Consider the following 13,159-nt stretch of genomic DNA (forward strand, 5'->3'; position numbering starts at 1 on the left):
GCTACATGACACTTGAGACAATCGCTACAATGAGCGATGATCCACTCATTAGCCTGCAAGCCGCAAGCTGATTCATTCCCGGCTCCGTCCGGAAGTCACGGCGATGGCCGAAGCTAAACCACTCCCTGGGTAACGATCAGCAAGGCAAGCAAGCAGCAAGCAAATTGCCAGACGCTGGTGTCGGTGACGCTTGCGCGAGAAGAGGTGCCAGTCCCGGTTGGCCTGCGTCTGTTCCTGCCGGATAGCCGGATCGGTGATCAGGAGCGCATGGCGAAGGCTGGGGTCCCCGACGACATGCGGACCTCTCGCACGAAGCCTGAGATTGCTTTTGCCGAGATTGATCGGTTGATCGTGACCGGTGTCCGGTTTGGCACAGTGCTGGCTGACGCAGGTTACGGCCTGTCGGCTGCGTTCCGAAGGGCTTGATTGAACGTGGCCTCACCTGGGCGGTCGGTATCCCCAAGCATCAGAAGCCTTATCCCGATAATGTCGGATTGATCTTTCCCGTCTCCGGTCATGGCCGTTCTCGCAAGCATTCGATCCCCGACACCCTTTCGGTTGCCGCCGAAACGATGTTGGCATCTGCAAGCTGGAAGAAGGCCAGTTGGCGCCGTGGCACAAAAGGTCGCCTGACCGCACGGTTTGCAGCATTGCGCATCCGGATCGCCGATGGCACGCCGCAGCGCATCCATGACAAGGGACAGCAGCACATGCCGGGCGAAGCGGCCTGGCTAGTTAGCGAGTGGCGATCAAACGACGAGCGCAAATACTACCTGTCCAACTTGCCGGTCGATGCGACATTGAAAGTGCTGGCGGCCGCGATCAAGGCGAGATGGGTCTGCGAACAGGCGCATCAGCAGACGAAAGAGGAGCTCGGTTTCGATCCCTTAGAGGGCCGATCGTGGCAAGGCCTACATCGGCACGCTCTGATGACGATGATCGCTTATGCTTTTCTCCAGCACCAGAAATTGCAAACTGCAAAGTGGGAAAAAAAGAAGCAACGAGTTCGCCGAGGACCGCCTAAACCGACCTTGCCAACCGCCCGTCCGTCGAGCCGTGATCAATGCGCTTGCTAAACCGACAGCACAAATCCCATGTCCGTACTGTTAATAGCACTTTCAAAGCAAAAATTCAATTCTGCCAAAGTAGTGCTAGGACCTGTTGACAAAGTAAGGCAACCATATTTTGGCGGCCGCCAAGGCGAGAAATGCCGAAAAGGTTTGCTGCTCTCCTCGTAACGGGTTCCGAAGCGCCGAAATTGCTTGAGACAGTTGAACCATCTCTCGATGCGGCTTTGATCCTTAGAGGCTCGTTATTCGCAGGCAGGCGGGTCTTTGCGGCTGGCCCTCGGAGGGATGACGGCATGATCTCGTATGTCAGCACTCTTCGCGCAGAGCGTCGCTGTCATAGCCCTTATCTGCGAGAAACAGTCGGCTTGCCACCGACATTGCCAGCAGATCGGAACGGCATTGTGATCTAAAGCCTCACATCAGTCAGGATAAAGCCAAGAGGGCGTCAGGGACCGTCTGCACGAGCATAGATTTTCGTCGAAAAGCCGCCGCGTGATCGACCAAAGGCCTATTTGTAAGTATAAGCTCCCTTCAATCGCCCGCAGCCTGCGAATGGCCTCCAACTGTGATGCTATCGGTTCATGTGCTGCCATTTATCGGTCAGCCCCAATTCGACAAGTCTCTCAAGGCGAGCATCCCACGCGCCGTGCCAATCCCATTCTACGAAACCGATGCATTCAAAATCACCATAACATTCAGATGGGCCATGATTATCGTCGGTTGAACGATGCATGCGGCCACCATTCCGGGAATGATACAAGTTACATAAAGTACCACTTTGGTTTCGATAAAATAAATAGCGCTAGAAGCCGAGCGCCATGCCATCCTTGCGGCTGTCCGATCCTCCCTCCAGCAGGCCGTCGCGGATGCGGATGGCCTGGCTGCCGCCGATCGGGCTGGTGACGATCTTCAGCACGTGGCCTCTCGCTTCAAGGTCCGCCTGTACCGCCGTGCTGACGGTCGGCTCTACTTCCAGCACGCCGCCGAAGCCGAAACTGCGTGGCACGTCCATGGCGGCCTGCAGATCGAGGCCCCTGTCGATCACGCCCGACAGAAACGCCGCATGACCCGCTGCCTGGTAATGACCGCCCATCACGCCGAATGGCATCACCGTCTTGCCGTCCTTCGTCACCATGCCCGGAATGATCGTATGCATCGGGCGCTTGGATGGGCCGATCGCATTCGGATGCCCCTCGATCAGCCGGAACGATGCGCCACGGCTGTGGAACAGTACACCGGTCTTAGGGTCGAGGCGTGTCGAGCCAAAGGGATGGAAGATCGAGTTGATGAAGGAAATCGCATTGCCCTGTGTATCGACGACGCAGAGATAGATCGTGTCCTTATGCTCGGGCTCGTCCCACAGAACCGGCGGCAGTGCCTTCTTCATGTCGATACGGCTGCGGAGCGTCGCAACGACTTCATCGGACAACAGTTGCTCGGCAACGCCCGCACAATGGTCGGGGTCTGCGATCAAGGCGTCGCGGTGATGATAGGCGATCTTGGTCGCCTCGGCGTGGACATGGATCCGATCCGCCTCGTCCATAGCGGCGAGATCAAAGCCTTCGATGATCTTGAGGATCAGAAGTGCTGCCAGCCCCTGTCCGTTGGGCGGGCATTCATGGACGTCGAAACCCTTGTAGCTGGCACTGACCGGATCCACCCAGTTCGCGCCATCCTTCCCTGCCGCGAAATCCGCGAGCGTATGCAGTCCACCGAGCGAGCGCAGATGGGCTACCATTTTTTCTGCCGTGGCGCCTTCATAGAAGGCGGCAGCACCGCTGGCGGCGATCTCTTCAAGACGGTCTGCGAGAAGCGGCTGGCGGATGACAGTGCCAACAACGGGCGTCTTGCCTTCGGGCAGAAACACTGCAGCGGCGTGGCTGTCGCCGGCGATGACAGTCTCATTGCCCTTCCAGTCCATTGCGACGCGTGACGTGACGGGAAAGCCGGAACGTGCATAGCCGATCGCGCGCTTGAACAATCGCTCGAGCGGCAGAGATCCATGGTCTGTGTGAAGACGGCACCAAGCGGAGATTGCGCCCGGAACGGTGATCGCGTGCGGGCTTGTCTGGGGAATTTCGCCGCTCAAGCCCAGCTCCGCAAGGGCTGCAACGGAGGCCGCGGCAGGCGCGCGGCCCGAACCGTTGAGCGCCTTTACCGCGCCCCCCGCAGGTGCGTAGAGAGCAAAACAATCGCCACCGATACCGGTCATCAGGGGATCGACGACGCATTGGACGGAGACAGCCGAAATCGCTGCGTCGACAGCATTGCCGCCATCCTGCAAGATTTCCAGACCGGCTGCGGTGGCAAGCGGATGCGACGTGGCAATCATCGCGCCGGTCGACAGGGTGGACGGGCGCTTGGCCGAAAAGAAATCGAAATCAGACATGTCGTTCCTTCATTTCACTAACGGCCATCAATCGTGGCCTCAACGTCTTCTGGTCTAAACTTCATCAGCTCGGGACAAGGGATGGTAGCAGGCCGCAGACCTTTGGTGCGTCTGCCGCATGAGAACAGGATCCTCTGTCAGGCAATCGGACTGCACGATAGTGCAGCGACCGGCAAACCTGCAACCGGGCGGAAGGTCGAGCGGGCTTGGGATTTCACCGGGAAGTGGATCGGAGATCGGCTCGAAGAACTCCGGAGCCGAATGGCGCAACGCCCGCGAATAGGGATGTGCGGGATTGGCCAGTACTTCTTTCGTTGGCCCGGTCTCGACGATCCGTCCGAGATACATGATGGCGATCTCATCGCAGAGATAGCTCGCCACCCCGAGATCGTGGGTGATGAAAACAAGTGTCAGGTTCATCTCGCGCCGCAGTTTTCTCAACAGGTTGAGCAGTTGCGCCTGGGTGGAAACGTCAAGGCCGGAAACCGCTTCGTCGGCGACTAAGACCATCGGGTTGGAGGCAAGCGCCCGAGCGATTGCCACGCGGCGGATCTGGCCACCGGACATTGCCGCCGGATAACGGCCGGCGAGATCCGTCGCAAGACCCACCCGTGCCAGAAGCGACGCGACACGCTCGCCGATCTCTTCCTTCGGACAGATGTTGAAATGACGAAGCGGTTCGGCAATAAGCTGGCCGACTGTCATCCGCGGATTGAGGGAGGCGCGCGCATCCTGGTAGACCATGGAGACTTCGCGGGCGAAATCGGTTCCAGCAGCGCGCATCGCGGTGACCGGCTTTCCCCGGTAGAGTGCCAGGCCCTGGCTCGGTTCGGCAAGACCTAGAAGGACACGCAAAAGCGTCGATTTGCCCGATCCGCTTTCGCCGACCAGCGCCATGCTGACGCCTTGGTCGATCCGCAACCGGACGCCATCAAGGGCTGTAAGCGATCTCATCTCGCGGTTCCAGAACCGATCCGAACGGCGGACCTCGTAGAGCTTCTGCACGTCCAGAAGCTCGAACAGCGTAACGCCGCGATCCGGCGTAAGCGTCGTTGTCATCTCTGCCATCATCGTCATTCCGGGTTCCAGCACGCGAGGTCTCGTCCTTTTGTCTGCAAGAGCGGAGGACGCTCCTCTATGCACCGCGACTGCACGCGCGGACATCGTGTCGAAAACCTGCAGCCCGTCGGCATGGAATCATAGGAGGGAACGCTTCCTGACGGCGGATCAAGATCGTCCGAGCCAATTTCCACGACGCAGGACTTGAGGAGACGTGTATAGGGGTGCAGAGGCTGCTGCAGAACGACATCCGAGCGTCCTGCCTCCATCACCTGGCCCGCATAAAGGACAATGATCCGGTCGCAGCACTGGCTTGCCAGTGCGAGATCGTGAAGGACGAAGAGGCAGCTTGCGCCGCGGGCCCTCGTCTCATCGAGGATCAGTCTGATGATCTGGGCCTGGATCGTGACATCGAGCGCTGATGTCGGTTCATCGGCAAGTAGCAGATCCGGATTGCAGGCGAGTGCGATGGCAACCATAACCCTTTGCTGCATCCCGCCTGATAGCTGGTGCGGATAGGCGGACATCCTTGCCTTCGCATCGTTGATGCCGACGCTTTCCATCAGCTGCAAGGCCCTCGCGGCAGCGTCCGATCGCGCTAGGCGGAGATTGCGGCGCAGGACGGAGGACAACTGGCTACCGACCGTGTAACAGGGATTGAGCGCTGCACCGGCGTCCTGAAACACCATCGACAGCCGCCTGCCACGCAGCTGCGCCCAGTCCTTCTCGCGCATGCCGATGAGATCGGTATCGCCATCCAGTTTCGCCTTGCCCTCGATCCGGGCATCGGCGCCGTCGAGCAACCCCATGAGAGCAATCGCGATCGTCGACTTGCCGGCTCCGCTTTCGCCGACGAGCGCCAGGGTCTCGCCGCGACCGATCGAGAGTGAGACGTCGTCCAGTATCCGCTTGGCGCCGCGGTGAAGGGTCAGGCCTTTGACTTCGAGCAGAGGCGCGTTCATTGGCTTGCCCTCAGTTTGGGATCGAACTCTTCTCGCACTGCATCGCCGACGATCGAAAGGGCGATCAAAAGCAAAGCAAGCGCCAAGCCCGGCATGCCGGACATCCAGGCGGCGAAGCTGACAAAGCTTCTTCCCTCGGCAATCATGAGCCCCCAATCCGGCGTGGGCGGCGTAACGCCGATGCCGAGGAATGAGAGCGACGACGAGACCAGAATGGCTTCCGAAATCCGCACTGTGATCTGGACGAGAAGCGGAAACAGCACGTTTGGCAGGATGTGCTTGCGAATGATGGTGAAGCGCGGAATGCTCATCAACTTTGCCGCCTCGACAAAGAGCTGAACCTTGACTTGGAGCACGTCGGACCGGACGGTGCGGGCGAACGGACCGATCAGAGAAAGTGCGACCGCGATGATGACCTTATCGACGCCCTGTCCCAGGATCGCGATGAATGCCACGGCAAGTATGAGGGATGGCAGGGCGAGGATCGAATCGATGATCCGCAGCAGCAGCCATTCGGTCCTGCCGGACGAAAGGCCTGCAGCAAGGCCAAGCACTAGCCCACCGATGGCACCGAGAACGACGGAGACGAGGCCGATCAGGAGCGCGTATCGCGTTCCATAGATGATGCGGCTCAGGATGTCTTGGCCGTAACTATCCGTTCCGAGTAGATGGACGCCATCTGGAGGCGCCATCATTGCCTCGATCGACTGTTGGGTGGGACTGAAGGGCGCAAGCTGCGGCGCGAAGATGGCGCAGGCGGCGAAACAGACGGTGACCAGCAAGGCCATTGTGAAGAACGGTCGCCGCACGAACATGCTTTTGCGACGCGACGCAGACGCTGCGGCCGGGACCGCGGTGAGGTTCGATAAACGTGTTTCTGTAGACGACATCAGCGTTGCCTCAGTCTTGGATCGAGGAGCGGATACGAGAGATCGATGAGCAGGTTGATCAGAATGAACATGGTTGCCGTCAGCATCACGCCCGCCTGGACGAGAGTATATTCTCGCCCAAGCACTGCATCGGTCAGCATCTGACCAAGGCCGGGAAGAGAAAACACCGTTTCGGTCAGCACAGCGCCCTGCAGGATGCCGCCGAGTTGCAAGCCGATCATGGTGACGACTGGCATGGCGATGTTGCGCACGCCATGCACCCATATGACCCGCCAACGTGGTTCGCCCCTCGCTTTGGCCGCAGCAATGAAGGGTTGCTCCATCACATCGATCAGCGACGAGCGAGTGACACGGACGATCATGCCGATGAAATAGGTTGAGAGCGTCAGTGCCGGCAGTGTCATGTGATACAGGCCGCCCCAGAAATCCTCCCAGGGCGCAACGAAGCCCATGACGGGAAAGATGCCGAACTGGACGGCCAGAAACCAGATAAGGACGATGCCGAGAAAGAAGGATGGGAAGGCCGAGCCGGTCAGCGCAAAGACGGCGATCGCGGTATCCCAGATCGTGTCCTTTCTGACTGCGGCTATAACGCCAAGCGGTATGCCGACCGCGATGGCAAGCAGCATAGAACAGGCCGTCAGCGTCAGAGTGACCGGCAAAGCCTCTTTGACGACGAACGTGAAGATGTCTGTCCGGCTGACGAAGGATGTGCCCCAGTCGCCGGTGATGAAGTTTCCGAGCCATGTCAGATATTGAAGGACGACCGGGCGATCAAGCCCGAGTTCCCGCTGCAGCGAATCGTAACTTTCCTGCGAGAATTCCGATCCCAGCATCAACACCACCGGATCGCCCGGCGCCAGCTTCAGAAGACTGAAGCTGGCGACAGAGACGATGAGCAGGACGACCCCGGTCTGGAAAACTTTTGCGGCGGACTGGGCCAGCATCAGACCTTGCTCACGCCGTGCAGGTTGACGAGATCGCAGGGAATGTAGTTGAAGCCCTGCACCTTTTTGGAGAACACCTTGTAGATCGGCATATGCGCGAGCATCGCAACCGGGGCCTCCGACATGAGGATGTCCTCTGCCTTGCGGTAGAGTTCGGCACGCTTGGGAACGTCGATGACCGTCTGCGCTTCGATGCACAAGCGGTCGAATTCGGGGCTTGCCCATCCCCAGTAGTTCCACGAACCGCCGGTCTTGAATTCCGGGAAGATCGTTTCCTCCGGGTCGAGATCTGCCACCCAGTCGAAGTCCAGCATCTGGAAGTTACCGTCCTTCATGCGCTGGACCCATGCTGCCGGCTCGAGCAGTTCGAGCTTCACCTTGATGCCGATCTGGGAGAGCATCGGTGCGACGACCTGTGCGACACGTGTGCCGACCGGGCCGCGCTCGGCCATGATATAGGTCACCTCAATTTCACCCTGGTTTTCCGCCTTGGCGCGGAACTCCTTGGCCTTGGCGAGATCGAACCGATGGCCTCGGTCGGTGTTGGCGATATCGGGATCATAATACCCCGTCATGGGTGGCGAGATCGGGCTGAAGGCCTGTTTGGCGAGACCGAAATAGGCCTGCTTGATGATCGCATCGCGATCGATCGCAAAAGCAACTGCCCGTCTCAGATTGATGTCGTTGAAGGGAGCCGACTTGTTGTTCATGCCGACATAGGTGTAGTTGCCCTCGATCTCGCCATAGAGCGACAGGTTGGGGATTTTCTTCACCTGATTGACGAGCTGCATCGGGCAATCCGTCATGCCGTCTATTTGCCCTGATACGAGCGCGGCAAGAGCCGTGCTTGCTTCATCGATCAGAACGAAGGATGCACGCTGCAACTTGGGCATTCCTTTCTCGAAATAGTCCGGATTGGCTTCAAGCTCAATGGAATTGTTGTCTTTCCAGCTGACGAACTTGAAGGGTCCAGTGCCGACCGGGTTGCGGCCATAATCCATACCGTATTTCGCGACGGCTGCAGGGCTGACGATCGTTCCTGCGCGTCCGGTTGAGCCGGTGAGGGCCACCGGCAGGAATGCGTAGGGCCTCGAGAAACGCAACCGCACGGTCAGCGGGTCCACCACCTCGACATCCTGGAGAAGTTCAAGCTTCCAGGCGTGCGGCGAGACCGGTTTGCCCTGCTTGACACGAAGCAGCGAGAACTTGACCGCCTCCGCATCGCAGGGTGTGCCATCGTGGAATGTCACGTTTGAGTGTAGCTTGAAGAGGTGGGTGCGGTCGTCCTCCAAATCCCAGGACGCAGCGAGATCCGGCTCAAAGCGGACGTTCTGACCGTCGTAGGTCACCTTGAGCAAGCCGTTGTGGATGTTGTTGATGATCTGCACCGCAGATAGGAAGAAGGTGAAATGCGGATCGAGCGTATCGATATGCTTGATCGCCGCAATGCGGATATGGCCGCTCTGCTGGGCCGATGCGATGTCCGGGAAAAAGCTCGCTGCTCCGGCAGCCACGAGACCGGAGGCGACGCCTTTCAAAAGTGCGCGTCGACCGAGCTGGGCGGAGATACGCTCCTCAAGGATCCTGCGGTGATCGTCGCTGTTGGAATGATCATTGGTCATTTTCGAAGTTCCCCTTTTTATGGTTGGCAGTCATAATTCCCTGGCCGGCGGCTAACCCGCGGATCAGAGGTCGAGGTCGGAAAGTCCGGGATGTCCGTCCGGTCGTGGCCCCAAGGGCCAGAGAAATTTCCGGTCTTTTTCCGCGATCGGCATATCGTTGATCGATGCGAAGCGGCGAGCCATGAGGCCATCCGCTGCAAAGTGCCAGTTCTCATTGCCGTAGGAGCGGAACCAATTTCCGCTGTCGTCATGCCATTCATAGGCAAAGCGCACGGCGATACGATCATCGCCGAAGGCCCAGAGTTCCTTGATCAGTCGATAGTCGAGTTCGCGCGCCCATTTGCGGGTGAGAAACGAGACGATTTCGCCGCGGCCGCGCAGAAACTCGGCGCGGTTGCGCCACTGGCTATCGACCGTATAGACGAGTGACACCTTTTGCGGATCACGACTGTTCCAGCCGTCTTCGGCCATCCGGACCTTGGCAATCGCGGTTTCACGCGTGAATGGCGGTGCAATGCTCATAAAGGGCTCCCAATGAAAAAGGCGGGACGCTGTGTGCGTTCCGCCCTGCCGATTTAATCTTCACGGTAACCGTATTCCGGTACATTGCCTGCGGCACCGTAGTATTTGTAGGGCAGGAACTTGCCCGACATGGTGAACTTGACCCTGTCGCCTCTGGGGTTTGGCACGCGTTCGATCTCCATGTCGAAGTCGATCGCCGACATGATGCCGTCGCCATATTCCTCCTCGATCAGCGCCTTCCAGGCAGGTCCGTTGACCATGACCAGCTCATAGAAACGGTAGATCAACGGATCCGTAGGCGGCATCGGCGAGCCACGCATGGGCGTCTCGTTGATCATACGGACTTCCGAATCCGTAAGGCCGAACAGTTCGCGTGCGTTCTCTGCCTGCGGTTTGGCGAGCTTCATCTGTCCAAGAATTGCACCGACGATCAGCACTTCGGAAGAGCCACCGATCTTTTCGCAGATATATTTCCAGCTCCAGCCATTGTCGCGCTTGATATCGAGCAGCTTTTCGGTGAGGTCGGCACGTTTCATTGGTCTCTCCTTAAAAATTCATCTGGGTGGGCGTCAGCGCGCCAAACCTGCGGAAATGAGTGCGGCACCATCTTCGGACGAAGTTGCGCGCGGGGTGTTGATTGGGACGTTGCGCGGGTCGTGGAGGACGCCCGAAGACGCCGTGGCGGTCGCGAAGCTTTTGCTGCGGGCAATCAGAAAATCGATGATGTGATTGCGCACGGCGTAGTAGTCGGCATTGTGATGCAGATCGACGCGAGAGCGCTGCTTTGGCAGGGGGTTCTGGACGACCTCGGCTAGAACGGCACCGGGTCCATTGGTCATCAGGAAAATTTTGTCGGCGAGATAAATCGCCTCATCGACATCATGGGTGATCATGAACGACGTCTGGCCGGTTTCCTGGCAGATGCGTCGAACTTCGTCTTGCAAGGTTCCGCGTGTCAGTGCATCAAGCGCGGAGAACGGCTCGTCCATTAAAAGCATTTTGGGGGTGATCGACAGAGCTCTTGCTATGCCGACGCGCTGTTTCATGCCACCCGAAAGTTGCGAGGGTCGCTTGTTTTCCGAACCCGACAGACCCACAAGATCGATGAAGGTCTGCGTGTGGTTGCGAACCTCCTTGCCGCTCCACTGCGGCCAGCGCGACGAGACTGCATAGGCGATATTGCCCATGACGGTCTTCCAAGGCAGAAGGGCATGGCTCTGGAAGATCACTGCGCGATCAAGGCTTGGTCCCGAGACGACCTGACCATCGACGATGACAGCGCCATCGTCTGGTCCTTCAAGCCCTGCCAGAATGTTGAGCACCGTCGTCTTGCCGCAGCCGGAATGACCGATGACACAGCCGAACTCGCCCCGATCGAGCGAAAGCCAGAGATTGTCGAAGATGGTGGTCGGCGCCGCGGATCCCTTTCTGGGGTAGCGCCGTGCAATGCCTTCAAGAGAGATGAATTTCGACATTGTCTTCACTCCGGAAATGTCACGAGCCGCGTCAGCCGCGCGAGCACCATGTCGAAGACCATGCCAACGACACCGATGACCAGAATGGCGATGATGACATTGGTGATGGAAAGGTTGTTCCACTCGTTCCAGACGAAGTAGCCGATGCCGGTTCCGCCCACGAGCATCTCCGCCGCGACAATCACCAGCCAGGCGATGCCGATGGAGATGCGCATGCCCGTCAGAATGGTCGGTGCTGCCGCTGGCAATATGATCGTGAAAGCGCGCCGCAGCGTGCCGACCTCGAGCGTCCGGGCGACGTTGATCCATTCCTTGCGCACCGCTGCCACACCAAATGCGGTGTTGATCAACATCGGCCAGATCGCGCAGATAAAGATCACGAAGATCGCAGACAGCGCCGAATCCTTGATCGTGTAGAGCGCCAGCGGCATCCACGCCAAGGGCGAGATCGGCTTAAGGATCTGGATGAAAGGATCAACAGCCCGGCTGATGAGCGGCGACATACCGATGAGGAACCCCAGCGGTATCGCTACAATGATCGCCAGACTGTAACCGATCAGCACTCGTCCGATGGAATAGGCGAGCTGGATGCCGAGCCCTTTGTCATTGGGGCCGTTGTCGTAGAACGGATCGCTGAGGTGTCCCCACAGCGCCCGCCCGACATCCATCGGTCCCGGCAAGGCCGATTTTCCGGTCGTCGCCGTCAGCCCCATCAACCGCGCATATTCCGGATCCATCGCCGTGGTCTGGCCAACCCCCATGACAGAGAATTGCCACAGCGCCAGAAATGCCCCCAGAATGAGAACCGAGAGCAGTCCTGCCCTTACTGTCAGAGAGGACTGCATCAGTTGAGTTTCCGGATCGGGAAGCTGTCGATATAGGCTTGCGGCGTGGCGGGATCGAAAGTCTTGCCCATCACGACGAATGTCTTCGTGGTCTCCTTCGGAGGGACCATACCAACCTCGGCCATCAGCTTTGCCGTGTCGGTTGCCAGAAACACCTTGTTTGCGATACCAGCATAATCGATATCGCCCTTGACCTGCCCCCAGCGCTTCATCTGGGTCATGATCCAGACGGCAAATGACTGCCAGGGGAAGGGATCGAAATCGATCCGGCCAGGCTGCTTGATGACCTTGCCGAGCCCATCCGCATAGGTGCCGGTGAGGATCTGCTCCAGCACGACTTCCGGCTGATTGAGATAGTTTGCCGGCGCGATTGCGGTGGCGATTTCTTTGCGATTGTTCGGATCATGCGCATAGGCGGTCGCCGAAATGATCGACCGCAGCAGCGCCGCATAGGTATTCGGCATCTGCATGATGAATTCGCTCGACGCCGCGAATGCGCAGCAGGGGTGCCCGTCCCAGATTTCCTTGGTCAGCAGGTGGATGAACCCGACCCCGTCATAGACCGCCCGCTGGTTCATCGGATCAGGACCGAGGAAACCGTCGATATTTTCGGCTCTCAAGTTCGCCACCATTTCCGGCGGCGGCACGGCGCGGATCTGCACGTCCGCATCGGGGTCTATCCCGTGCTCTGCCAGATAGTAGCGAAGCAGGTAATTGTGCATGGAATAGTCGAACGGGACGGCGAGCTTGAAGCCTTTCCAGTCCTTCGGATCGCGCCGGTCCTTGTGCTTCATGGCGAGCGTTATTGCCTGACCGTTGATATTCTCGATCGCGGGAGCGGCATAGGCCTGCGGGTTCGAGCCGATGCCCATGGTGATCGCCAGCGGCATGGGCGACAGCATATGGGCCGCGTCATATTCCTTGTTCATCGTCTTGTCGCGAATGACCGCCCATCCTGCGGTCTTGATCACTTCGACATCAAGGCCCTGCTTCGAATAAAAGCCCATCGGTTGCGCCATGATGATCGGCGTCGCACAGGTGATGGGGATGAAGCCGACCTTAAGATTGGTTTTCTCGAGCGGGCCCGACTGCGCAAATGCCTCGGTCGCTGTCGCAAGCGGAAACACCTGCGATAACGCCGCCACCGCCGTGGCACCGCCGACCGCTTTTAGGAACGCACGACGTGACACGTCGCTCGGAAACATGGCGCGCAGTACCGCTGACGCCACGACATTCTCATACATCTTCTCGCTGCCGTCGACGACCTCAGTCGCTCGAATGGCGGACGCATGTTCGGCCTCGTTACTGTGACGGCCGCAACTGCAGCCATGCGACTTCAATACGGTTTTGGCATCAAATGGATTGTCGAACATTGTGC

11 protein-coding genes and 1 pseudogene are annotated in these 13,159 nt (G+C 58.8%); 1 reads left to right on the forward strand and 11 read right to left on the reverse strand.

The window, feature by feature from the left end; all coding sequences use genetic code 11:
* Positions 1–159: 159 nt before the first annotated feature.
* A pseudogene (locus GGQ73_RS21485) lies at positions 160–1,076 on the forward strand (IS701 family transposase); the annotation flags it as partial.
* Positions 1,077–1,872: 796 nt separating this feature from the next.
* Here the strand turns inward: GGQ73_RS21485 and GGQ73_RS21490 are convergent.
* The 11 genes from GGQ73_RS21490 to GGQ73_RS21540 all read right to left on the reverse strand — a co-directional run bounded on the left by GGQ73_RS21490 (position 1,873) and on the right by GGQ73_RS21540 (position 13,154).
* Complete coding sequence (locus GGQ73_RS21490; protein WP_234911055.1) at positions 1,873–3,459, reverse strand: gamma-glutamyltransferase family protein; 1,587 nt, start codon at positions 3,457–3,459, stop codon at positions 1,873–1,875.
* Positions 3,460–3,513: 54 nt separating this feature from the next.
* Positions 3,514–4,536 (reverse strand): ABC transporter ATP-binding protein, encoded by a 1,023-nt coding sequence (locus tag GGQ73_RS21495; RefSeq protein WP_174154554.1) that lies wholly within the window; start codon positions 4,534–4,536, stop codon positions 3,514–3,516.
* A complete protein-coding gene (locus GGQ73_RS21500) occupies positions 4,533–5,480 on the reverse strand; it encodes an ABC transporter ATP-binding protein (protein ID WP_183897793.1) in 948 nt (315 codons plus the stop codon). The genes GGQ73_RS21495 and GGQ73_RS21500 overlap by 4 nt, the downstream gene beginning before the upstream one ends.
* Positions 5,477–6,370 (reverse strand): ABC transporter permease, encoded by an 894-nt coding sequence (locus GGQ73_RS21505; protein WP_183897794.1) that lies wholly within the window; start codon positions 6,368–6,370, stop codon positions 5,477–5,479. Before GGQ73_RS21505 ends, GGQ73_RS21500 begins: the two co-directional genes overlap by 4 nt.
* The gene (locus GGQ73_RS21510; protein ID WP_183897795.1) at positions 6,370–7,317 is read right to left on the reverse strand and encodes an ABC transporter permease; all 948 of its coding nucleotides are present in this window, start codon (positions 7,315–7,317) and stop codon (positions 6,370–6,372) included. The genes GGQ73_RS21505 and GGQ73_RS21510 overlap by 1 nt, the downstream gene beginning before the upstream one ends.
* Entirely contained in the window at positions 7,317–8,939 is a 1,623-nt protein-coding gene (locus tag GGQ73_RS21515) for an ABC transporter substrate-binding protein (RefSeq protein ID WP_183897796.1), read from the reverse strand. The genes GGQ73_RS21510 and GGQ73_RS21515 overlap by 1 nt, the downstream gene beginning before the upstream one ends.
* A 63-nt stretch (positions 8,940–9,002) precedes the next feature.
* A complete protein-coding gene (locus GGQ73_RS21520) occupies positions 9,003–9,461 on the reverse strand; it encodes a nuclear transport factor 2 family protein (RefSeq protein WP_183897797.1) in 459 nt (152 codons plus the stop codon).
* Positions 9,462–9,514: 53 nt separating this feature from the next.
* On the reverse strand, positions 9,515–9,997 hold the full coding sequence (cynS, locus tag GGQ73_RS21525) for a cyanase (protein WP_174154545.1): 483 nt from the start codon (positions 9,995–9,997) through the stop codon (positions 9,515–9,517).
* A 33-nt stretch (positions 9,998–10,030) separates the two neighbouring features.
* Positions 10,031–10,936: an ABC transporter ATP-binding protein gene (locus tag GGQ73_RS21530; protein ID WP_174154544.1), complete on the reverse strand. Its 906-nt coding sequence runs from the start codon at positions 10,934–10,936 to the stop codon at positions 10,031–10,033.
* A 5-nt stretch (positions 10,937–10,941) separates the two neighbouring features.
* Positions 10,942–11,781 (reverse strand): nitrate ABC transporter permease, encoded by an 840-nt coding sequence (gene ntrB, locus GGQ73_RS21535; RefSeq protein ID WP_183897798.1) that lies wholly within the window; start codon positions 11,779–11,781, stop codon positions 10,942–10,944.
* Positions 11,781–13,154, reverse strand: a complete 1,374-nt coding sequence (locus tag GGQ73_RS21540) for a CmpA/NrtA family ABC transporter substrate-binding protein (protein WP_183897799.1) — start codon at positions 13,152–13,154, stop codon at positions 11,781–11,783. The genes ntrB and GGQ73_RS21540 overlap by 1 nt, the downstream gene beginning before the upstream one ends.
* Positions 13,155–13,159: the final 5 nt, after the last annotated feature.

It is taken from the genome of Rhizobium skierniewicense (genome assembly GCF_014196515.1).
Lineage (GTDB): Bacteria > Pseudomonadota > Alphaproteobacteria > Rhizobiales > Rhizobiaceae > Agrobacterium > Agrobacterium skierniewicense.

Bases quoted from the DNA above. Each gene is read 5' to 3' on its own strand.
- GGQ73_RS21490 (WP_234911055.1), bottom strand. From the start codon at position 3,459: ATGTCTGATTTCGATTTCTTTTCGGCCAAGCGCCCGTCCACCCTGTCG.
- GGQ73_RS21495 (WP_174154554.1), bottom strand. From the start codon at position 4,536: ATGACGATGATGGCAGAGATGACAACGACGCTTACGCCGGATCGCGGC.
- GGQ73_RS21500 (WP_183897793.1), bottom strand. From the start codon at position 5,480: ATGAACGCGCCTCTGCTCGAAGTCAAAGGCCTGACCCTTCACCGCGGC.
- GGQ73_RS21505 (WP_183897794.1), bottom strand. From the start codon at position 6,370: ATGTCGTCTACAGAAACACGTTTATCGAACCTCACCGCGGTCCCGGCC.
- GGQ73_RS21510 (WP_183897795.1), bottom strand. From the start codon at position 7,317: ATGCTGGCCCAGTCCGCCGCAAAAGTTTTCCAGACCGGGGTCGTCCTG.
- GGQ73_RS21515 (WP_183897796.1), bottom strand. From the start codon at position 8,939: ATGACCAATGATCATTCCAACAGCGACGATCACCGCAGGATCCTTGAG.
- GGQ73_RS21520 (WP_183897797.1), bottom strand. From the start codon at position 9,461: ATGAGCATTGCACCGCCATTCACGCGTGAAACCGCGATTGCCAAGGTC.
- cynS (WP_174154545.1), bottom strand. From the start codon at position 9,997: ATGAAACGTGCCGACCTCACCGAAAAGCTGCTCGATATCAAGCGCGAC.
- GGQ73_RS21530 (WP_174154544.1), bottom strand. From the start codon at position 10,936: ATGTCGAAATTCATCTCTCTTGAAGGCATTGCACGGCGCTACCCCAGA.
- ntrB (WP_183897798.1), bottom strand. From the start codon at position 11,781: ATGCAGTCCTCTCTGACAGTAAGGGCAGGACTGCTCTCGGTTCTCATT.
- GGQ73_RS21540 (WP_183897799.1), bottom strand. From the start codon at position 13,154: ATGTTCGACAATCCATTTGATGCCAAAACCGTATTGAAGTCGCATGGC.